Origin of the sequence: Pseudomonas sp. yb_5 (assembly GCF_043103865.1) — a bacterium.
GTDB classification, from domain to species: Bacteria; Pseudomonadota; Gammaproteobacteria; order Pseudomonadales; family Pseudomonadaceae; genus Aquipseudomonas; species Aquipseudomonas putida_Y.
Map to the genome: position 1 here is coordinate 16,074 of NZ_JBICKE010000146.1, position 20,118 is coordinate 36,191.

At 62.4% G+C, this 20,118-nt stretch carries 18 protein-coding genes; 6 read left to right on the plus strand and 12 right to left on the minus strand.

The window, feature by feature from the left end; all coding sequences use genetic code 11:
* Positions 1-111: 111 nt before the first annotated feature.
* Positions 112-4,017: an ATP-dependent RNA helicase HrpA gene (hrpA, locus tag ACF8GF_RS25470; protein ID WP_209967506.1), complete on the minus strand. Its 3,906-nt coding sequence runs from the start codon at positions 4,015-4,017 to the stop codon at positions 112-114.
* A gap of 572 nt (positions 4,018-4,589) precedes the next feature.
* Between hrpA and ACF8GF_RS25475 the strand changes: the two genes are divergently transcribed.
* Together ACF8GF_RS25475 and ACF8GF_RS25480 are read left to right on the plus strand one after the other, a co-directional pair.
* On the plus strand, positions 4,590-5,954 hold the full coding sequence (locus tag ACF8GF_RS25475; protein ID WP_339443854.1) for a glutamine synthetase family protein: 1,365 nt from the start codon (positions 4,590-4,592) through the stop codon (positions 5,952-5,954).
* Positions 5,955-5,978: 24 nt separating this feature from the next.
* Positions 5,979-7,286: an NAD(P)/FAD-dependent oxidoreductase gene (locus ACF8GF_RS25480; RefSeq protein WP_392519797.1), complete on the plus strand. Its 1,308-nt coding sequence runs from the start codon at positions 5,979-5,981 to the stop codon at positions 7,284-7,286.
* 286 nt (positions 7,287-7,572) lie between these two features.
* Here ACF8GF_RS25480 and fadD1 read toward each other — a convergent pair whose 3' ends face one another.
* Both fadD1 and fadD2 read right to left on the minus strand, forming a co-directional pair.
* Positions 7,573-9,270, minus strand: a complete 1,698-nt coding sequence (gene fadD1, locus ACF8GF_RS25485) for a long-chain-fatty-acid--CoA ligase FadD1 (protein WP_392487636.1) — start codon at positions 9,268-9,270, stop codon at positions 7,573-7,575.
* 329 nt (positions 9,271-9,599) lie between these two features.
* Entirely contained in the window at positions 9,600-11,288 is a 1,689-nt protein-coding gene (gene fadD2 / locus ACF8GF_RS25490; RefSeq protein ID WP_176685581.1) for a long-chain-fatty-acid--CoA ligase FadD2, read from the minus strand.
* Between the two features lie 218 nt (positions 11,289-11,506).
* On the opposite strand from fadD2, the gene ACF8GF_RS25495 reads away from it, so the two are divergent.
* Together ACF8GF_RS25495 and ACF8GF_RS25500 are read left to right on the plus strand one after the other, a co-directional pair.
* Positions 11,507-12,451, plus strand: coding sequence for an alpha/beta hydrolase (locus ACF8GF_RS25495; RefSeq protein ID WP_209967513.1), 945 nt, complete (start codon positions 11,507-11,509; stop codon positions 12,449-12,451).
* A gap of 34 nt (positions 12,452-12,485) precedes the next feature.
* A complete protein-coding gene (locus ACF8GF_RS25500) occupies positions 12,486-12,956 on the plus strand; it encodes a MaoC family dehydratase (RefSeq protein ID WP_003254624.1) in 471 nt (156 codons plus the stop codon).
* A gap of 119 nt (positions 12,957-13,075) precedes the next feature.
* Here the strand turns inward: ACF8GF_RS25500 and ACF8GF_RS25505 are convergent, their stop codons facing one another.
* From ACF8GF_RS25505 to ACF8GF_RS25525, 5 genes are all read right to left on the minus strand, one after another.
* Complete coding sequence (locus ACF8GF_RS25505; RefSeq protein WP_392487637.1) at positions 13,076-14,314, minus strand: RNA polymerase sigma factor; 1,239 nt, start codon at positions 14,312-14,314, stop codon at positions 13,076-13,078.
* Positions 14,314-14,799: an SRPBCC family protein gene (locus tag ACF8GF_RS25510; RefSeq protein ID WP_176685584.1), complete on the minus strand. Its 486-nt coding sequence runs from the start codon at positions 14,797-14,799 to the stop codon at positions 14,314-14,316. Before ACF8GF_RS25510 ends, ACF8GF_RS25505 begins: the two co-directional genes overlap by 1 nt.
* A 21-nt stretch (positions 14,800-14,820) precedes the next feature.
* Positions 14,821-15,165, minus strand: a complete 345-nt coding sequence (locus ACF8GF_RS25515; protein WP_176685585.1) for a YciI family protein — start codon at positions 15,163-15,165, stop codon at positions 14,821-14,823.
* A 44-nt stretch (positions 15,166-15,209) separates the two neighbouring features.
* A complete protein-coding gene (locus ACF8GF_RS25520; RefSeq protein ID WP_392487638.1) occupies positions 15,210-15,635 on the minus strand; it encodes a YybH family protein in 426 nt (141 codons plus the stop codon).
* A gap of 190 nt (positions 15,636-15,825) precedes the next feature.
* Positions 15,826-16,083, minus strand: a complete 258-nt coding sequence (locus ACF8GF_RS25525) for a DUF2790 domain-containing protein (protein ID WP_003254632.1) — start codon at positions 16,081-16,083, stop codon at positions 15,826-15,828.
* A gap of 318 nt (positions 16,084-16,401) precedes the next feature.
* Here ACF8GF_RS25525 and ACF8GF_RS25530 point away from each other — a divergent pair, with 318 nt between their 5' ends.
* Positions 16,402-16,806, plus strand: a complete 405-nt coding sequence (locus ACF8GF_RS25530; protein ID WP_176685587.1) for a GNAT family N-acetyltransferase — start codon at positions 16,402-16,404, stop codon at positions 16,804-16,806.
* Here ACF8GF_RS25530 and def read toward each other — a convergent pair.
* The 3 genes from def to ACF8GF_RS25545 form a co-directional block, all read right to left on the minus strand.
* Entirely contained in the window at positions 16,761-17,297 is a 537-nt protein-coding gene (gene def, locus ACF8GF_RS25535) for a peptide deformylase (RefSeq protein ID WP_176685588.1), read from the minus strand. The genes ACF8GF_RS25530 and def overlap by 46 nt on opposite strands.
* Positions 17,297-18,253, minus strand: a complete 957-nt coding sequence (locus tag ACF8GF_RS25540; RefSeq protein WP_021783396.1) for a YihY/virulence factor BrkB family protein — start codon at positions 18,251-18,253, stop codon at positions 17,297-17,299. Before ACF8GF_RS25540 ends, def begins: the two co-directional genes overlap by 1 nt.
* A 155-nt stretch (positions 18,254-18,408) precedes the next feature.
* The gene (locus ACF8GF_RS25545) at positions 18,409-18,588 is read right to left on the minus strand and encodes a CsbD family protein (RefSeq protein ID WP_012051514.1); all 180 of its coding nucleotides are present in this window, start codon (positions 18,586-18,588) and stop codon (positions 18,409-18,411) included.
* A gap of 235 nt (positions 18,589-18,823) precedes the next feature.
* On the opposite strand from ACF8GF_RS25545, the gene ACF8GF_RS25550 reads away from it, so the two are divergent.
* Positions 18,824-19,204 carry a hypothetical protein gene (locus tag ACF8GF_RS25550; RefSeq protein ID WP_003254641.1) on the plus strand — a complete coding sequence of 127 codons (381 nt, stop codon included), beginning with the start codon at positions 18,824-18,826 and terminating at the stop codon, positions 19,202-19,204.
* Between the two features lie 5 nt (positions 19,205-19,209).
* Here the strand turns inward: ACF8GF_RS25550 and ACF8GF_RS25555 are convergent, their stop codons facing one another.
* Positions 19,210-20,046 (minus strand): S1 RNA-binding domain-containing protein, encoded by an 837-nt coding sequence (locus ACF8GF_RS25555; protein WP_010955234.1) that lies wholly within the window; start codon positions 20,044-20,046, stop codon positions 19,210-19,212.
* Positions 20,047-20,118 lie beyond the last annotated feature (72 nt).

Consider the following 20,118-nt stretch of genomic DNA (forward strand, 5'->3'; position numbering starts at 1 on the left):
GCACTTTAGTGCCAATTCAGGGGCGTACATTTACCCCCGCAGGGCGGGCTTACCCGCCAAGGGCCGCAAAGCGGCCCCAAACGCCCCAAAGTTTGCCACAAATAATGAAGGTTAGCCTTCCACCTGACTCCATTGTTTGCTCAATCGCTTGTCAGAAATCGGCACCTTGGTCCCCAACTGCTGGGCAAACAGCGACACTCGATACTCTTCCAGCCACCAGCGGTACACGGTCAGTTGCTCATCGCGCTTGCCTTCCTGGGCATGCTTGTCGGCACGGGCCTTGTACTGCGTCCACAAATTGGCCAGCTCGCCGCTCCACACCCGGTCCTTCTGTACTTGCGAGCCAAGTTTCTCGAGGCGCAATTCAACCGCCTTGAGGTAACGCGGCAACTCCTTGAACCACACCCCAGGCGTTTCGCGCACGAAGCCCGGGTACACCAGGTTGCCCAGCTGCTGCTTGATGTCGTTCAGTGCCACCGCTTGGCTCAGGTCGATCTTGCCCTTGAAGCGTTTCTGCAGCCCATGCCACAGTTTCAGCACTTCCAGGGTCTGCCTGGCCAGGCGCTCGGCATGCTCGGCCCAGCTGCCGCGCTTGCGTTCAGCCAGCCCGGCCAAGGCCGCGCCATCACGTGGCAACGGTTGTTCGCCTTCGAGGATGCAACTGTCCAGGCTAGCCAGCAGAATGTCTTCGACCAGCGCCTCTACTCGCCCCATTTCACGGTACAGCAGGCCCAGCTCGGTCAGCCCCGGCAGCTTGCCGCGCAGGAACTTGGCCGGCTCGGCCAACTGCTGCAGCAACAGCCGTTGCAATGCGCGGCGGTGCTGGAACTCGGCTTCGGCCTGGGTCGAGAAGCGCCCTTCACGCACGGTGCCGTTGTCTTCCACCAGTGCCGGGTACACGGTCATCGACAGGCCGGCGATCTTCTGCTGGGCGGTCTGCTTCACTTCGCTGAAGGCCTTGGCCTGCACCGGCTGCTCACCCTTGGCGTCACGCGGCACGGCCAAGGCAGCCTGGCTGGCGGCAGCAAAGCGCGCGGTCAGTTCTGCCAGGTCGCGGCCTTCGCCAAGGAACTTGCCCTGGCCATCGACCACTTCGATGTTCATGCGCAGGTGGCCTTCGACCTGGTTGACCGACTCGTCCCAGGCCTCGTCCGACACACGTGCACCGGTCATGCGCAGCAGTTCCTGGCCCAGGGCCTGCGGCAGCGCCCCTTGGCCGAAGGTCATGCGCGCCAGCGAAGCCTTGACGAAGTCTGGCACCGGGACGAAGTTCTTGCGCAAGGCCTTGGGCAGGTTACGCACCAGCGCCACGCACTTGGCCTCCAGCAGACCTGGCACCAGCCACTCCAGGCGCTCGCCCGGCAGGCTCGGCAACAGCGGTGCCGGCACCCGCACCGTCACACCATCGCGGGGGTGGCCGGGCTCGAAGTGGTAGCTCAGCGGCAGACGCAAATCGCCCACCTGCATACTGTCGGGGTACTGTGCGGCGGTCACTTCGCTGGCCTCGCGGGCCAGCACGTCCTCCTCGCGCATGATCAGCAGGTTGGCGTCCTTCTGGCTGCCCATGCGGTACCAACTGTCGAAGGTCGCCGTCTGGTGGATTTCCGCCGGCAAGCGCGCTTCGTAGAAAGCGTACAGCGTTTCTTCGTCAGCCAGGATGTCACGCCGGCGAGCCTTGGCTTCCAGCTCGTCCAGCTCTTCAAGCAGGCGCTTGTTGGCCGTCAGGCACTTGGCCCGCGACTGGATTTCGCCACCCACCAGGCCTTCGCGGATAAACAGCTCGCGCGAGGTCGCCGGGTCGATCGGGCCGTAGTGCACTGGCCGGCGGCCGACCAGGATCAGCCCGTAGAGGGTGATCTGCTCGTAGGCCACCACCTGCCCGCGCTTCTTCTCCCAGTGCGGCTCGAAATGGTTTTTCTTGATCAGGTGGCCGGCCAGCGGTTCGATCCAGTCCGGCTCGATCTTGGCCACCATGCGCGCATACAGCTTGGTGGTTTCGACCAGCTCGGCAGCCATGACCCACTGCGGGCGCTTGCGCCCCAGGCCCGACGACGGATGCACCCAGAAGCGCCGCTGGCGGGCGCCCTGGTAGTCGCCCTCTTCGGTCTTCTGGCCAATCTGGCTGAGCAGCCCGCTGAGGATTGCCTTGTGCAGCTTCTGGTAATCGGTCGGTTCCTTGTTCACCGTCAGTTGCAGGTCGCGGCAAATCAGCGCCAACTGACGATGAGCATCGCGCCACTCGCGCAGCCGCAAGTAGTTCAGGAACTGCTTGCGGCACCAGTTGCGCAGCGGGTTGGCGGTCAGCGCCTGGCGTTGTTCCTCGAAACCACGCCACAGGTTGACCAGCGCAGCGAAGTCCGAGTCCACGTCCTTCCACTGTGCGTGCGCCTGATCGGCGGCCTGCTGGCGTTCTGGAGGGCGTTCACGCGGGTCCTGCACCGACAGCGCGCTGGTGACGATCAGCACTTCCTGCAGGCTGCCCAGGCGTGCGCCTTCAAGCAGCATGCGGCCCAGCCGAGGGTCGATCGGCAAGCGCGCCAACTGGCGGCCAATTGGCGTCAGCTGGTTCTCGCGGTTGACCGCCGAAAGCTCCTGCAACAGGTTGAAGCCGTCGCTGATGGCTTTGCCATCTGGCGGCTCGATGAACGGGAAGGCATCGATTGCACCCAGGCGCAGGTGCAACATCTGCAGGATCACCGCCGCCAGGTTGGTGCGCAGAATCTCCGGGTCGGTAAACGCTGGCCGGCTGTTGAAGTCCTCTTCGCTGTAGAGACGCACGCAAATGCCAGGCTCGACCCGGCCGCAACGGCCTTTACGCTGGTTGGCACTGGCCTGTGACACTGCCTCGATCGGCAGGCGCTGGACCTTGGCGCGGTAGCTGTAGCGGCTGATGCGCGCAGTACCGGTGTCAATCACATAGCGGATGCCCGGCACAGTCAGCGAGGTTTCGGCGACGTTGGTGGCCAGCACCACGCGGCGCCCGGTGTGCGGTTGGAAGATACGCTGCTGCTCGGCCGGTGACAGGCGCGCGTACAGCGGCAAAATCTCGGTATGGCGCAGTTGCGCCTTGCGCAGAATCTCGGCGGCATCACGGATTTCCCGCTCGCCCGGCAGGAAGATCAGCACATCGCCGGGGCCCTTGCCTTCGCTGCGTTCGTGCTGTGCCAGCTCATCGAGGGTGGCAAGGATGGCCTGATCGACGGTGAGGTCGTCCTCGATCTGGTTGCCCTCTTCGTCCTGTTCGCTGGTCAGCGGGCGGTACCAGGTGTCCACCGGGAAGGTGCGCCCGGACACCTCGATGATCGGTGCGCCGTCGAAGTGCCTGGAAAAGCGCTCCAGGTCGATGGTGGCCGAGGTAATGATCAGCTTCAGGTCCGGTCGGCGATGCAGCAACGTTTTCAGGTAGCCGAGCAGGAAGTCGATGTTCAGGCTGCGCTCGTGCGCTTCGTCGACGATGATCGTGTCGTAGCGTTCAAGGAAGCGGTCGTGCTGGGTTTCGGCCAGGAGGATGCCGTCGGTCATCAGCTTGACCAAGGTGTTGGAATCGCTCTGGTCTTCGAAACGCACCTGGTAGCCGACCAGCGCGCCCAAGGGCGTGCCCAGCTCTTCGGCGACCCGCGCTGCCACGCTACGCGCTGCGATCCTGCGTGGCTGGGTATGGGCGATCAACCCATGGCTGCCACGGCCAAGCTCAAGGCAGATCTTCGGCAACTGGGTCGTCTTGCCAGAGCCGGTTTCGCCGGCAATCACCAACACCTGGTTTTCGGCCAGGGCCTTCTTGATTTCGTCACGCTTGGCGGCGATGGGCAGGTTGTCGTCGTAGCGTACGGTCGGCACGCTCTGCTGACGCGCGGTGACCTGAGCGCAGGAGGCCTGGACCTTCTCCACCCACTGCGCCAGCTTCGCCTCGTCGGGGCGCTTGCGCAGTTCGTGCAGTTGCCGGCGCAGGCGATGGCGGTCGGCAATCATGGCGTGGTCGAGGTTTTGCAGCAGTTTGTCGATGGCGTGGTCAGTCATGGGGCTTTTTAGTGATGCAGGTGAGCCTGCTTTTTCATGATCGGCATTCGGAAAGTCGGGCGATTGTCGCAGATTTGCGGATTCTCTGCTGCCTGCACGCTCCCTGTGGGAGCGGCCTTGTGTCGCGATAGGGCCGCAAAGCGGCCCCAGCAATTTCTGCGTGGTCGCTGATGGCCGGGGTCCGCTACGCGGCCCTTTCGCGACGCAAGGCCGCTCCCACTTTGACCGTGATGCTTTCAACACGAATGTTTAGCCAAGTGCGATGTAAAGGTTGCCATTCACTGCTTTAATCAACCTTACGCCGCATGTGAGTATCAAAGGCATGACTCCCGCCCAGCCCATCGCCCCACCGTCGTCCCGCCCTTCGCTGCCGAAGGCCCGGAGGCGTGCCGGGGAAAATCCGCTGGTCCACATCATCCTCGCCTTCTGGGCCTTGTGGCACTGCCGTCACGCGCGCCCACCGGACACCTCGCTCACGCCATTGTGACCAGACCCGGCCACCTTCTGGCCGTTTGACTCAACCGGGCCGCCTGCTTGCGCGGTGGCCCTGCGCGTCTATGAGCGAATTGATCATGCACTTTGCCCCTGTAGAGCAGGCTACCCGTTTTCTGGCCGACAACCCCGATATCGAGCTGTTCGAACTGTTCATCCTCGACGCCAACGGCGTGCCACGCGGCAAGCTGTTGCACCGCGAGGAACTGCTGGCCGTGTACCAGACCGGCCGGCCACTGCCCAGCACCATCCTGGGCCTGACCCTCAATGGCGACGACGTGGAAAACTCCGGCCTGGTGTGGGACGTCGGTGATATCGACTGCCGTGCCTACCCGCTTGACGGCAGCCTGGTGCGCCTGCCCTGGCGCCGGGTGCCAACTGCCGCAGTGCAGGTGAGCATGCACCCCAGCGAGGGGCTGCCGGCCAGCATCGCTGACCCACGCCATGTGCTGCTGCGCACCATCGAAGCGCTGAAGGCTGACGGTTATCACCCGGTGATGGCCTGCGAGCTGGAGTTCTACCTGCTTGACCAGCAGCGTGATGCCCAAGGCCGCCCACAACCGGCGCTGGACAACGATGGTGGTCGCCCCCGCAGCACCCAGGTCTATGGCCTGCGCGAACTGGAGCAGATCGAACCGTTCCTCGCCGACCTGTACGCTGCCTGCAAGGCCCAAGGCATCCCGGCGCGCACGGCCATTTCCGAGTACGCCCCCGGCCAGGTAGAAATCACCCTGGAGCATGGCGATGCGCTGCAGGCGATGGACCAGGCGGTGCGCTACAAGCGCCTGGTAAAAGGTGTGGCCCATGCTCACGGCATGCAGGCTTGCTTCATGGCCAAGCCATTCGCCCAACTGGCCGGCACCGGCATGCACATGCACCTGAGCCTGGCCGACAGCGCTGGCAACAACCTGTTCGCCAGTGAAGACAAGGCCGGCACCCCGTTGCTGCGCCAGGCCGTGGCCGGCATGCTGCGTCACCTGCGCGACTCGCTGTTGCTGTTCTGCCCCAACGCCAACTCGTACCGCCGTTTCCAGGCCAACAGTTATGCGCCCCTGGCGCCAACCTGGGGCGTGGACAACCGCACCGTGAGCCTGCGCGTGCCGGGTGGCCCGGCCAACAGCCGGCATGTGGAGCACCGCATCTGTGGCGCTGATGCCAACCCTTACCTGGCTGCAGCGGCGATCCTTGCTGCCAGCCACCGGGGCATCCGCGAACAGCTTGACCCAGGCGCCCCCGTTGAAGGCAACGGCTATGCCCAGGCCACCGAACACTTGCCCACCGACTGGCTGACCGCCCTCGACGCCCTGCAACATTCCGATTGGGCCCGCGAAGCATTGGGCGAAGACTTCCTTGGCGTGTACCTGAAGGTCAAGCGCGCCGAGTACCGCCAGTTCATGGCCGAAGTCAGCGAACAGGACTGGCGCTGGTACCTGCACCAGGCCTGAGCCCCCACATAACAAGGAACACCCATGAACGCAGCATTGAACAACGGCCCGGCGCAGCGCGCGCCGTCCTATTACAGCGCTACCCTCAACGACCACAGCGAGTACCCGCAACTCAAGGGCACAGTGCAGGTGGATGTGGCGATCATCGGCGGTGGCTTTACGGGCGTGGCCACGGCGGTGGAACTGGCCGAGCGCGGCCTGAAGGTCGCCATCGTCGAAACCAACCGCATCGGCTGGGGCGCCAGCGGGCGCAACGGTGGCCAGGTCACCGGCAGCCTGTCGGGCGACGAGGCCATGCGCGCGCAGATGCGCAACCACCTGGGCGCCGAAGTCGACGATTTCATCTGGCACTTGCGCTGGCGCGGGCACCAGGTGATCGAGCAGCGCGTGGCGCGCTATGGCATCGATTGCGACCTCAAGCGTGGCCACCTGCATGCAGCCATGAAGCCTTCGCACATGAACGAGCTGCGTGCGTTCGAGGCCGAAGCACGACGCCGTGGCATGGGCGAGCAGGTGCAACTGCTCGACCGCTCTGCAGTGGCGGAGCATCTGCAAAGCCCGCTTTATCTGGGCGCGCTGAAGAACCTGCGCAACCTGCACCTGCACCCACTCAACCTGTGCCTGGGCGAAGCCCGTGCCGCGCATGGCCTGGGTGCACTGATATTCGAAAATTCGGAAGTGCTGGACATCGTCCACGGCCCGCGCCCGGCGGTGGTTACCGCCCACGGCCGGGTGGAAGCACGCCAGGTGATGTTGGCCGGTGATGTGTATCACAAGCTGGAAAAGCGCCAGCTCAAGAGCAAGATCTTCCCGGCCATGGGCGGTATCGTCACCACCGCGCCCCTGGGTGAGCTGGCCGAGCAGATCAACCCACAGGACCTGGCGGTGTACGACTGCCGCTTCGTCCTCGACTACTATCGCCTGACAGCCGACAAACGCCTGCTGTTCGGCGGCGGCGCCAACTACTCCGGCAAGGATTCACGCGACATCGAAGGCGAATTGCGCCCCTGCATCGAACGCACCTTCCCGGCATTGAAGGGGGTGCCGATCGAATTCCAGTGGAGCTGCGCCATGGGCATCGTGGTCAACCGCATTCCGCAGTTGGGCAAGCTGTCGGACAACGTGTGGTACTGCCAGGGTTACTCAGGGCACGGCATCGCCACCAGCCACATCATGGGTGAGATCATGGCCGAAGCGTTGACCGGAACGCTGGAGAAGTTCGACACCTTCGCCCAGTGCAAGCATGTGCGGGTACCGATGGGGGACTTGCTGGGGAACCCGCTGCTGGCGGCGGGGATGTGGTATTACCAGATGCTCGAGAAGCTGCGCTGAGTTGCGCGGATGTAGGAGCGGGTTTACCCGCGAAAGGGCCGGCCCTGCTGACCGATCTCCACCCGCCGTTCACCGTTGTCGCCACTACCGTATTCGCGGGTAAACCCGCGCCTACAGGGGCTCACAATGTCTGAAGACGGCGCCGCATCTTATTGTGGGGCCTTGTGTCGCGAAAGGGGCGCATAGCGCCCCCAACCATTGTCGCATCGCCGCCAAAATCCCAGGGCCGCTTCGCGGCCCTTTCGCGACACGAGGCCGCTGCCACACTGAGCGTGCAGGCTTATGGTCAGGCGATTTTCTTCAAGCCTTGCTTCTTGAGCTCTTCATCACGCAGTTCGCGGCGCAGGATCTTGCCCACGTTGGTGGTTGGCAGCGAATCGCGGAACTCGATGTGGCGCGGTACCTTGTAACCGGTGACGTTGGCACGCATGTGCTCCATCACCTGCTCCTTGGTCACGGTCATGCCCGGCTTGACCACGATGAAGACCTTGATCACTTCACCCGACTTCTCGTCCGGCACACCAATGGCTGCGCACTGCAGCACGCCCGGCAAGGCCGCCAACACATCTTCCAGCTCGTTGGGGTACACATTGAAGCCCGAGACCAGAATCATGTCTTTCTTGCGGTCGACGATACGCATGTAGCCATCGGCCTGTATCAGGGCGATGTCACCGGTCTTCAGCCAGCCTTCGCTGTCGAGAATCTCGGCCGTGGCGTCTTCACGCTGCCAGTAGCCCTTCATCACCTGCGGGCCCTTGACGCACAGTTCGCCCACCTCGCCAAGCGGCAGCTCTTTGCCGGCGTCGTCGATGATCTTGCACAGGGTCGACGGCACCGGAATACCGATAGTACCCACCTGGTTCGCTTCCGACGGGTTCACCGCCGCCACCGGGCTGGTTTCGGTCATGCCGTAGCCTTCGCAGATGGCGCAACCGGTAACGGCCTTCCAGCGCTCGGCCACACTCAGCTGCAGGGCCATGCCACCCGACAGCGTGATCTTCAGCGCCGAGAAATCCAGGGCACGGAATGCCTCGTTGTTGCACAGGGCAACGAAAAGGGTGTTGAGGCCGACAAAGCCGCTGAACTTCCACTTGCCCAGTTCCTTGACCATCGCCGGCAGGTCTCGCGGGTTGCTGATCAGCACGTTGTGGTTGCCGATCAGCATCATCGCCATGCAATGGAAGGTAAACGCATAGATGTGGTACAGCGGCAGCGGGGTGATGAGGATTTCGCAGCCTTCGTGCAGGTTGGAGCCCATCAGTGCCCGGCACTGCAGCATGTTGGCCACCAGGTTGCGGTGGGTCAGCATGGCGCCCTTGGCCACGCCGGTGGTACCGCCGGTGTATTGCAGCACCGCCACGTCGTTGGCCTGCGGGTTGGCTTCGGTCACTGGCTGGCCCTTGCCCAACGCCAGGGCGTCATTGAAACGCACGGCCTGCGGCAGGCTGTAGGCCGGCACCATCTTCTTCACGTACTTGATCACGCTGTTGATCAACAAGCGCTTGAGTGGCGGCAGCAGGTCGGCCACTTCGGTGACGATAACGTGCCTGACCTGGGTTTTTGGCAGCACTTTCTCGGCCAGGTGAGCCATGTTGGCCAGGCACACCAGGGCCTTGGCACCGGAGTCGTTGAACTGGTGTTCCATCTCCCGCGCGGTGTACAGCGGGTTGGTGTTGACCACGATCAGCCCGGCACGCATGGCACCGAAGACCGCGACCGGGTATTGCAGGACATTGGGCAATTGCACGGCAATGCGGTCACCCGGCTTGAGGTCGGTATGCTGCTGCAGCCAGGCGGCAAACGCCCCCGACAACGCATACAACTCGCCATAAGTGATAGTCTTGCCCAGGTTGCTAAAGGCCGGTTTGTCGGCAAAGCGTTGGCAGGATTGCTTGAGTACCGCCTGGATATTGGGGAATTCGTCAGGATTGATTTCCGCCGTAATCCCGGCTGGGTACTTATCCTTCCAAAAATTTTCGATCATGGAAGCCCACTCCTTCAGCAACAGCGAAGTTCGATTCACGCGTCGATGCGCTTATTATTGATATGAGATGACGGTTCGTTGCAAACCGCATCATCTGGAAGCGGGCCGAGAGTAACAGCTTTGTCCGGGGTCGCCTAGAGGCCAAAACAGGCCTTACGGTCACAAAAATGACTCAATGAACAATACAGGTCATTTTTAGAGTAATTATCCAAAATGTCGCAGATAAGGCTGTATACAGCCTGTTAGAGCGGTTTAAGGCATTCGCGGGTAACCCGCTCCTACATTGGGCGGTGTAGGAGCGGGTTACCCGCGAAGACGCCATCCCCGTATCAAGCTATATCGCGCAACTCCCGCCGCAATATCTTGCCCACCGGCGTCATCGGCAACGATTCGCGCAGCACGATGTGCTTGGGTACTTTGTAGCCGGTGAAGTTGGCCTTGCAGTAGGCCTTCAGCTCATCAACGCTCACCCCGCCCTCGCGCGGCACCACGAACAGCTTGACCGCCTCGCCTGAACGCTCGTCCGGCACGCCGATAGCCGCACAGTTGGCGACCTTGGGATGCCCCATCACCACATCCTCGATTTCGTTGGGGTACACATTGAAGCCCGAGACGATGATCATATCCTTCTTGCGGTCGACGATGCGGGTGAAGCCGTCCGGGTCGATCACCGCGATATCACCGGTCTTGAACCAGCCTTCTGCATCCAGTGCCTGGGCCGTTGCCTCGGGCTGCTGCCAGTACCCCTTCATGACCTGCGGGCCTTTGATGCAAAGCTCGCCCCGCTCGCCCAGCGGCAGTTCGTTGCCGTCATCATCGATGACCTTGAACGCAGTACCCGCCACAGGGATGCCCACCGTCCCCAGACGCGCCAGCTGGCCGTATGGGTTGGTGCTGGCTACAGGCGAGGTTTCTGTCAGGCCGTAGCCTTCAACGATGCGGCACCCGGTAAGGTTTTCCCAGCGCTCGGCGGTGGCCTTGACCAGCGCTGTGCCACCAGAATTGGTGACCTTCAGCGCCGAGAAGTCCAACTGACGGAAGCCCGGGTGGTCCATCAGTGCGACAAACAGGGTATTGAGGCCCAGCAAGCCAGAGAAACGCCATTTGCCCAGCTCCTTGATGAAGCCGGGAATATCCCGCGGGTTGGTAATCAGCACATTATGGTTGCCGGTCACCATCATGCACATGCAATTCGCGGTGAATGCATAGATGTGGTAAAGCGGCAGCGGCGCGATCATCACCTCCTGGCCGTCCTTCAGCAGCTTCTGCCCATCGGGGCCGTGCTGCGAAAAGCAGGCCAGCACCTGCAGCATGTTGGCCACCAGGTTGCCGTGGGTGAGCATGGCGCCCTTGGCCAGGCCAGTGGTGCCGCCGGTGTACTGCAGCACAGCGATGTCATCGAGGTTCAGCGACACCGGTTTGGGCGACAGCCCGCGGCCCTCGCGCAGCACCTGCTTGAACGGCACCGCTTGAGGCAACTGGTAGGCCGGCACCATCTTCTTCAACTTGTCGACCACGGTGTTGACCAGCCAGCCCTTGGCGGTCGGCAGCAGGTCGCCCATCTTTGCCTCGATCAGGTACTCGATACCGGTATCGGGCAGCACCTCCTGCACGCGCTTGCCGAACATGTTAAGGTACACCAGCGCACGCGCGCCGCTGTCCTTGAACTGGTGGCGCATCTCGCGCTCGGTGTACAGCGGATTGGTGTTGACCACGATCAGTCCGGCGCGCATGGCACCGAAAACGGCGATGGGGTACTGCAGCACGTTGGGCATCTGCACGGCGATGCGCTCACCCGGCTTGAGGTCGGTGTGCTGCTGCAACCAGGCAGCGAAGGCTGCCGAATGGCGCTCCAGTTCCGCGTAGCTGAGGGTCACGCCCAGGTTGCTGAACGCCGGGCGGTCCGCAAAGCGCTTGCAGGAGCGTTCGAACACCTCGACGACCGAGGCGTAGGCATTGATGTCGATGGTGGAAGGCACGCCCGCCGGGCGCTTGTCATTCCAGAAGTCGGCTTGCATTTATTATTGTTCCTCTGCCTGGACCTGCACTGCGTCCTTTAGTCCTTTGCCTGACCGCCTGCTGGCGAAAAGGCGTTGATTCGACGTTAGCAGGTAAACCCAAGGTGGCATATACGCCAAGTCCCGCCATTAACATTGTGAATCTTATTTGTGCCCCTCCTGCAATCCGGCCGGTTGTGCATACACTGTTCGGGTAACCGCGCGCACAAGGACCCGCCATGCACCACGACGCCTTCTGGCTGCCCGCCAGTGAGCACTGCAGCCTGTACGTATACCAATGGCTGCCGGCCACACCGGTAAAGGCCGTGGTGCTGCTGGCCCATGGCATGGCCGAGCATGCCGGGCGCTACCAGCGCCTGGGCCAGGCCCTGAGCGAGGCCGGCTTTGCTCTGTTCGCTGCCGATCAGCGTGGCCACGGGCGCACTGCCGAACTGGGCAACCTCGGCCTGTTCGCCCGCCATCATGGCTGGAATGCCGTGGTCAACGACCTGGGATGCGTGGCCCAGCACATCGGCCAGCAGTTCCCGTGCACGCCGCTGTTCCTGTTCGGCCACAGCATGGGCAGCTACATCGCCCAGGCCTACCTGCTGCATCACAGTGGCAGCCTGCACGGGGCGATCCTCAGCGGCTCCAACTACCAACCGGCCGTGCTGTACCGCGTTGCGCGGCTGATTGCCCGGCTGGAGTCCTGGCGCCAGGGGCCACTGGGCAAGAGTGCACTGATCGAATGGTTGTCCTTCGGTTCGTTCAACAACGCCTTCAAGCCCAACCGCACGGCATTCGACTGGCTCAGCCGCGACCCGGGCGAGGTCGATCAGTACGTGAATGACCCGTTATGCGGCTTTCGCTGCACCAACCAGTTGTGGCTCGACCTGCTGCAAGGCTTGGCGCAGATCAGCCAGCCGGGTAACCTCGCGCAGATCGATCCCAACCTGCCGATGCTGGTGATCGGCGGTGAATGTGATCCGGTCAGTGCCGGCAAGCGTCTCACCCATCTGGCCGACGCCCTGCGCGCGACCGGCAATCGACATGTACAGCTGCGCGTCTATCCTGATGCGCGGCATGAAGTACTCAACGAAACCAACCGTGGCGAGGTCATCGCCGACATTCTCGGCTGGCTTGAACAGGCGCTGGCCCTTGGCCGCCCTGCGCGCAGTGAATGATAGTCGCCCTCGCCCAACGCTTAAGGAAGCATCGATGTCCCAGGTCACCAACACGCCTTACGAAGCCCTCGAAGTCGGCCAGAAGGCCGAGTACAAGAAGTCCGTAGAAGAACGCGACATCCAGCTGTTCGCTGCGATGTCCGGTGACCACAACCCGGTTCACCTGGATGCCGAGTTCGCCGCCAAGAGCATGTTCCGCGAGCGTATTGCCCATGGCATGTTCAGCGGCGCGCTGATCAGTGCTGCAGTGGCCTGCACCCTGCCGGGCCCTGGCACCATCTACCTGGGCCAGCAAATGAGCTTCCAGAAGCCGGTGAAAATTGGCGACACCCTGACCGTGCGCCTGGAAATCCTCGAGAAGCTGCCCAAGTTCAAGGTGCGCATCGCCACCAATGTGTACAACCAGAACGATGAGCTGGTGGTCGCGGGTGAAGCCGAGATCCTGGCGCCGCGCAAGCAGCAGACCGTCGAGCTGGTGTCACCGCCGAATTTTGTGGCTAGCTGACGTGTGATGCAGCCAGCCTCTTCGTCGAGGCTGCTCTCCTGGGTAACCCGCTAATTCGTTGATTTAGCGGGAATCCTGCGGAAGCGGGCTTGCCCGCGAAGAGGCCGGCGCCCCCCACATCACTCGATAGCCTGCAAGCGCCGCTCGATATGCCGCCGTTCTGGCGCCTGCCGTGTCAAGGCCAGCGCCTTCTGCCAGGCCGCACGCGCCGCTTCCACCTGCCCCAGCTGGCAATGCAGCTCGGCCCGCGCCGCATGTGCCAGGTGATAGTCCAGCAACTCCCCCCGCGCCAGGATCCCTTCGACTTCCCGCAAGCCAACCTCCGGCCCATCCCGCTTCGCCAGCGCCACCGCCCGGTTCAGCTCCACCACCGCTGATGGCCAATACCGCTGCAACACATCATACAGCCCAACGATCTCCCCCCAGTCCGTCTCTTCAGCCGTCGCCGCTTCGGCATGCACAGCAGCAATCGCCGCCTGGACGGTATAGGCCCCGAACGCACGGCTCTGCAGGGCCTGGCGCACCAGCTCACAGCCCTCGGCAATGAACTGCCGGTCCCACAAGCTACGGTCCTGCTGCTCCAGAACCACCAGATTGCCTTGGCCATCGATACGCGCCCGCTGCCGGGACGCCTGCAGCAACATCAACGCCAACAGGCCGACCGCCTCCGGGTCGGGCAGCAACTGCACCAGCAACCGCGCCAGGCGAATGGCTTCATCACTGAGCGCCTGCTGCAGCAGTGTCTCGCCCGATGACGCCGAATAACCCTCGTTGAACACCAGGTAGATCACCCGCAACACGCTTTCCAGGCGCTCGGGCAGCTCATTCAGCTCTGGTACCTGGTACGGTATGCCGGCATCACGGATCTTGGCCTTGGCGCGCACGATACGCTGGGCAATGGTGGCCGGGCTTTGCAGAAAGGCCCGGGCAATCTGCTCGGTGGTCAGGTCGCAGACTTCGCGAAGGGTCAATGGCACCTGAGCGTCGGACGACAGGGCCGGATGGCAACAGGTGAAGATCAGCCGCAGGCGGTCATCCGCCAGCAGCTCTTCTTCACTGGGGTCCTGCGCCTGACCCTCCAGCAGCATGCTCAAGTCAGCCTGGGAGCGGTCGAAGCGGGCGCGCCGGCGCAGCGCATCAATGGCCTTGAAGCGCCCCACAGAGACCAGCCACGCTCGCGGGTTGACGGGGATACCGTCGCGTTGCCAGCGCTCGACGGCAATGAAGAAGGCATCATGCATGGCCTCCTCGGCCAGGTCGAAATCACCCAGCAAGCGGATCAGTGTCGCCAGGATCCGCCGCGACTCCTGCCGGTACACGGACTCGACTTCGGTGCGCACCAGGGCCAATGCGGTCATCAGTCGGGCATCCGCTGGGTCACCACCTCCACCAGGCGGTCCAGGCTTTCTCCCCAGCCTTGGTAGAAGCCCATTTCTTCATGAGCCTGGCAGTCAGTGGCATTCCAGTGCCAGGCACGGGCGGTGTAACGGGTTTTGCCCTGTTCCTCGTCAAAGCTGATCACGGCGGTCATGAAGGCCTTGTCCGACGGTACCCAACCGGGGCCGAAGGCATCGGTGAACACCAGCCGGCGTGGCGCTGCAATTTCCAGAAAAACGCCTTGGTTCGGGTACTCGCTGCCATCCGGCGCCCGCATCAGGGTACGAAACAGGCCACCGGCCCACAGCTGCATTTCACATTCCGGGGTGGTCATGCCGTGCGGCCCCCACCACTGCATCAGCCACTGGGGTTCGGTCCAGGCGCGGAATACCTTGGCCGGTGGTGCGTCGATCAGACGGCTGATGGACAACTCGTATTGCGCTTGCGCAATGGGTGCAAGGCTCATGCTGATGGTTCTCCTTGGCTGTCAGGGTTGCAGCTCGCGCACTGGTCGCACCTCGACACTGCCGACCCGCGCGGCAGGGATGCCCTTGGCGATATTCAGCGCTTCGTTGAGGTCGCGGGCCTCCACCAGGTAAAAGCCGGCCAGTTGCTCCTTGGTTTCGGCAAACGGGCCGTCGGTCAGGCTCATGTGCCCGTTACGCATGCGCACCGTGGTGGCAGTCTGCACCGACTTCAGCGCCTCGGCCGCGAGCATTCGCCCGGAACCGTGAATGGCTTCGGCGTAAGCCAGGCACTCGGCGTCTGCCGGGCTGTCGGGCAGGCTGTGCAACAGCCCCTCGTCACAATAGACCAGGCACAGGTATTTCATGGTCGCCTCCAGGGCATTGGCAAAGTGCGTTTGGCGATAACGGCTCAGGGCTTGAGATCGAACAGGGCTTTTTGCGTTTCCATGTCGAAAGGCGCCGACCAGTGTTCGTGGATTACCTGCCACTGGCCGCCTTGACGACGATAGCTCACCGTGGCGCGCATGAAGCCGCACTGGCTTTCGTCGTCGCCTGGGCCGCAGCGGTTCAGCCAATGGGCCAGGGCCAGATCGCCAGCGGCGTGCACGGTAAGTTCGGCAAGTTCGAAGACCATGGGGCCAGTGCACATGCCCATGCACATTTCCCAGTGCGCCGTGTAGGCGGACTTGCCTTTGAATTGCAGGGCCTGGATGGCATCGAAGGCGACGATATCGTCGGCGTAGGGGGCGATGATGCCCGGGATGTCGCGATCGCGCACGGCTTGCATCCAGCGCTCGATCAATTGGCGGATTTCGGATTCGGCTGCGGTGCTCATCGGGGGGGCCTCCGACAGATCATAGGGGGTGCGGCACGGTGTGACGCGTGCCTTCAGCTATGGTCGAACGGGAAACGGAGGATTCGACAGGCGGAGAAATTATCTGTATTGGCGGTGCACCTGGGAGGTCGCATCAAGGCCAGCAAGTGCCCGCCACGGCGTTTTCAGCGCCTGCGGCGGGCACAACCAGTCAACCCTGCTGGCAACCTTCACCCATGGCCCGGTACTGAATGGTGTGCACCTGGCCCTGGTGGTCTTCATAGGTCATGGTCGCAGGTACCACTTCGCAGACGTTGGGTATGGTCGACAGGTTGATCACCCGCTTGATGTCCAGGTTCATCGAGTAGTCGTACTGCTGAGCCACAGGCTCGCTGGAGACGGGTTTGGCCTCATCGGCGAGGGCGAACGAGGACATACCGACCAATGCAAGAATCAGTAATGGTTTCATGTGGTTTTGCCTTTTGAGCGTTCAAGCTGATCGATTGACTTCTATTGCCGTATCCGGCGCGGAGAAGTTGTCATCTATGGTCTAGATGGCACGAAGTACCGATCCCGCTTCGTACTGCCAGGGGGGATGAACAAAATTCTACTCCCGGCCAGCAATAGTTGAACCCCGGAGTCGGATATTCACCCTTGCCGGTTTTGCAACAATCTGCGACAAAGTGGCCGCAAATCATCAGGCCAGAGCCCCTGGCCACGTTTCAGGGTAGGACTCACCATTTCTGACCAATTGTCCTGTTCGAAGCTATCGGACACAGAACGCCGTTTGCTGGACCACTTCTACCGCCAGCACAGCTCACGCATGCGCGCTGCAAGCGACGCCGAACTGTGGGTAGCACGGGCCCCTGGCATCATCGCCGGGCTGAGCTTGAGTGCGGTGAGTGAGGGGTTCTGGCTGACCGGCCTGTTCGTCGACCCGCAGCGACGCAGCCAAGGGGTGGCCGCGCGGTTGGTCGAGGCAGCGCTGGCGCAAGTTGGCGGGCCTGTCTGGCTGTTCTGTCATCCCGAGCTGACGCCCTTCTACCAGCGCCTGGGCTTCGACCTGGCCCAACAGCTGCCAGAAGCCCTGGCCAGCCGCCTGCTACGCTATCAGCGCAGCAAACGCCTGGTAGCCCTGCAGCGAGGTCAGTCGTCGCTGACCTCGAGCCCAGGGAACAGCACCTCGGTGTAGCCGAACCTGGCAAAGTCCTGGATGCGCGAGGGGTACAGCCGGCCGATCAGGTGGTCGCACTCATGCTGCACCACCCGCGCATGGAAGCCATCGGCAAAGCGGTTGATCGGGTTGCCGTGGGGGTCGATGCCTTGATAGCCGATGTGCTTGAAGCGCGGCACCACGCCGCGCAGGCCAGGCACCGACAGGCAACCCTCCCAGCCGTCCTCGACCTCGGTGGAGGTCGGAGTGATGACCGGATTCAGCAGAATGGTCTGCGGCACCGCCTCGGCCTCGGGGTATCGCTCACTGCGCTCGAAACCGAAGATCACCAACTGCAGGTCGATGCCGACCTGCGGGGCGGCCAGGCCCACACCGCCTACGTGACGCATGGTTTCGAACATGTCGTCGATCAGTTGCTGCAGTTCGGCACTGCCAAGCATGTGCTCGGGCACTGGCGGAGCGATGCGCAGCAGGCGTTCGTCGCCCATCTTGAGAATGTCACGGATCATCAGGGGTTCGGCTCGACGCTATGAGGCTTGCTCGGGTTCGGGTGCTCGTGACCCAGTACAGTCAAGGTTTCCTTGGGCTTATCTTCGTCGAAGTCTTTCTCGCCCGGATTCTTGCCTTCGGCTGACATGTGCTCGATCACCGCATTCATTTCGGCGCCGAGCAACAACACGGCAGCCGAAATATAGAAATACAGCAACAGCACGATGATTGCACCAATGCTGCCGTACATGGCGTTGTAGTCGGCAAAGGTCTTCACGTAGTAGGCAAAGCCCAGCGAGGCCACGATCCACACCACCACCGCCAGCACAGAGCCCGGGGTGATGAAGCGAAACTGTTGTTTCACGTCAGGCATCACGTAATAGATCAGGGCCACTGCCACCATCAGCAGAATGATGATCACCGGCCAGCGCAGGATGGTCCACAGTGTGACGATGAACTCCTGCATGCCGATCTGGGCGGCGATCCATTCCATCACCTGGGGGCCCAGCACCATCAGTGCTGCGGCCGCCAGCAGCATGCCAGCCAGGCCCACGGTGTAGAAAATGGAAAGCGGGATACGCTTCCACACCGGGCGACCTTCGGGCACATCGTAAGCGGCGTTCATGGCGCTCATCATCAGGCGCACGCCAGCGGAGGCGGTCCACAGGGCGATCACGATACCCACCGACAGCAGCCCACCCTTGGATTGTTGCAACTGGTCGATCACCGGATTCACCTGCTCCAGCGCCTGAGGCGGCAATACCAGTTCCGATTGCAGACGCAGCCAGGAGAAAAAGTCCGGCAAATGCAGGAAACCGATCAGGGCAATCAGGAACAACAGGAAGGGGAACAGCGAGAACAGCGCCTGGTAGGCCAGCGCTGAGGCATAGGTGGACATCTCGTCGTCGAGGAATTCCTTGACGGTACGTACCAGCACGCGGTGCAGGGGCAAGCCGCGCAGGTCGGGGAAAATCATAGCGTCTCCTTTCGCCGCTTGATCGTTACAACAGACAAGTCTAATAGACCCTGCCCGTGCTGTGCTGCTCCCGGCCATGGTTGAAGGCTTTGCTTACATATAGTCCCGGCCTCTTCGCGTATCACCCGGAAGAGGCCGGCACAGGCCGCCTCAAGTCAAGGCTTCTTCACCGCATCCTTCACATTGCCCTTGACCTGTTGCGCCTCGCCTTTGAGCTCCTGCGCCTTGCCTTCGGCCCGCAGCTTGTCGTTGTCGGTCACCTTGCCAACACCCTGTTTCACGTTGCCGATCGCTTCGTTGGCCAAGCCTTTCGCTTTGTCTTTAGTACCGCTCATGGCAAAACTCCTGCAAATGGAGACACGTGAACCGTGTCGACATTAGGTGGACCCAACGCCTTCGCCAGGAGTTTCAACGGATCTCCCGCTCAGAAGCCGGACGGTAAGACTGCGGGGGAATACCGCACAAGCCGGTGAAGAGGCCCGCACAGGCACCGCAAGTTACAAACCTTGCCCCGCCCCGTGCCACCCCTCACAATGCAGGCCTTCATAGCGTCAACCCGCAGGAACCTGCATGAAACTCGACAAACCCGCCGCCATCGCCCGGCGCAACGAAGCACTGGCCCGCCCGGTGCTGACCAGCAGCAATACGCTGTTCGCCATCCTGGACAACAAACGCAACCTGTGGTGGTTCGAAGTGCCAGTGGCACTGCTGGGCAAAGGCCAGGCCGACTGGGTCAACCTGCTGCTGCACACGCCGGAAAGCGATGAGCTGCAGCACCTGAAGGTGCCCACCAATTTCCTCAAGGCCCACCTGGAGCAGATGGAAGTGCGCAAGCCTGGCAAGCGCCGCTCCACCATCAGCCTGGCCCTCAGCGCCGACCGTGACTCGCTGCTGCGCGACACCCGTCCGGGTGGCGAGCAGTTGGACTTCCGTAACTTCGTACAGGCGTAACGCGGTCAGGCTTTCTCGATACGATCGTCATGGATGACGATCAGGCCCTGCTTGAACAACCCGCCAATGGCCTTCTTGAAGTTGCCCTTGCTGACGTTGAACAGCTTGCTGATCAGCGCAGGGTCACTCTTGTCGCACACACCCAACACCCCGCCCTCGGCTTCCAGGCGCGCCATGATCTGCTCTTGAAGGGTGTCCGCCAGGGCAGCGCCTACCGGCTGCAGGCTCAGTGAAATCTTGCCGTCCTGCCGCACTTCCTTGATGAAGCCTTTCTCGTGCATGCCCGAGCGCAAGAACTTGAACACTTCGTTCTTGTGGATCAGGCCCCAGTGGCGGTTGTTGATGATGGCCTTGAAGCCCATCGGCGTTTCGCCGGCCACCAGCAGCTCGACCGGCTGGCCAACCTTGTAGTCGGCCGGGGTGACATCGAGGTAGCGGTCCAGGCGCGAGGTGGCAGTGATCCGGCGGGTGCGCTTGTCGAGGTACACGTGCACCACGCAGTAATCACCGATCTTCAGCGGCCGTGCCTCTTCCGAGTACGGCATCAGCAAGTCCTTGGACAGGCCCCAGTCCAGGAAGATACCGGCACCGTTGATGTCCTTGACCTTCAGGCTGGCAAACTCGCCAACCTGCACCTTGGGCTTCTCGGTGGTGGCGATCAGCTGGTCTTCGCTGTCCAGGTAGATGAACACGTTCAACCAGTCATCGACCTCGGTCTCGGCGTTTTTCGGGATATAGCGCCCGGGCAGCAGGATCTCGCCATCGGCGCCGCCGTCCAGGTACAGACCGAAGTCCACGTGTTTCACGATTTGCAAACTGTTGTAACGCCCAAGCAGAGCCATTTCCGATGATCCTCAAGACAAGGCGACTATTCTACACCTGAAGCCACCACATGGCCCGACCACTCATGCAGT

Excerpts from the sequence above, each read along its gene's own strand:
- hrpA (WP_209967506.1), bottom strand. The coding sequence starts at position 4,017 with ATGACTGACCACGCCATCGACAAACTGCTGCAAAACCTCGACCACGCC.
- ACF8GF_RS25475 (WP_339443854.1), top strand. The coding sequence starts at position 4,590 with ATGCACTTTGCCCCTGTAGAGCAGGCTACCCGTTTTCTGGCCGACAAC.
- ACF8GF_RS25480 (WP_392519797.1), top strand. The coding sequence starts at position 5,979 with ATGAACGCAGCATTGAACAACGGCCCGGCGCAGCGCGCGCCGTCCTAT.
- fadD1 (WP_392487636.1), bottom strand. The coding sequence starts at position 9,270 with ATGATCGAAAATTTTTGGAAGGATAAGTACCCAGCCGGGATTACGGCG.
- fadD2 (WP_176685581.1), bottom strand. The coding sequence starts at position 11,288 with ATGCAAGCCGACTTCTGGAATGACAAGCGCCCGGCGGGCGTGCCTTCC.
- ACF8GF_RS25495 (WP_209967513.1), top strand. The coding sequence starts at position 11,507 with ATGCACCACGACGCCTTCTGGCTGCCCGCCAGTGAGCACTGCAGCCTG.
- ACF8GF_RS25500 (WP_003254624.1), top strand. The coding sequence starts at position 12,486 with ATGTCCCAGGTCACCAACACGCCTTACGAAGCCCTCGAAGTCGGCCAG.
- ACF8GF_RS25505 (WP_392487637.1), bottom strand. The coding sequence starts at position 14,314 with ATGACCGCATTGGCCCTGGTGCGCACCGAAGTCGAGTCCGTGTACCGG.
- ACF8GF_RS25510 (WP_176685584.1), bottom strand. The coding sequence starts at position 14,799 with ATGAGCCTTGCACCCATTGCGCAAGCGCAATACGAGTTGTCCATCAGC.
- ACF8GF_RS25515 (WP_176685585.1), bottom strand. The coding sequence starts at position 15,165 with ATGAAATACCTGTGCCTGGTCTATTGTGACGAGGGGCTGTTGCACAGC.
- ACF8GF_RS25520 (WP_392487638.1), bottom strand. The coding sequence starts at position 15,635 with ATGAGCACCGCAGCCGAATCCGAAATCCGCCAATTGATCGAGCGCTGG.
- ACF8GF_RS25525 (WP_003254632.1), bottom strand. The coding sequence starts at position 16,083 with ATGAAACCATTACTGATTCTTGCATTGGTCGGTATGTCCTCGTTCGCC.
- def (WP_176685588.1), bottom strand. The coding sequence starts at position 17,297 with ATGATCCGTGACATTCTCAAGATGGGCGACGAACGCCTGCTGCGCATC.
- ACF8GF_RS25540 (WP_021783396.1), bottom strand. The coding sequence starts at position 18,253 with ATGATTTTCCCCGACCTGCGCGGCTTGCCCCTGCACCGCGTGCTGGTA.
- ACF8GF_RS25545 (WP_012051514.1), bottom strand. The coding sequence starts at position 18,588 with ATGAGCGGTACTAAAGACAAAGCGAAAGGCTTGGCCAACGAAGCGATC.
- ACF8GF_RS25550 (WP_003254641.1), top strand. The coding sequence starts at position 18,824 with ATGAAACTCGACAAACCCGCCGCCATCGCCCGGCGCAACGAAGCACTG.
- ACF8GF_RS25555 (WP_010955234.1), bottom strand. The coding sequence starts at position 20,046 with ATGGCTCTGCTTGGGCGTTACAACAGTTTGCAAATCGTGAAACACGTG.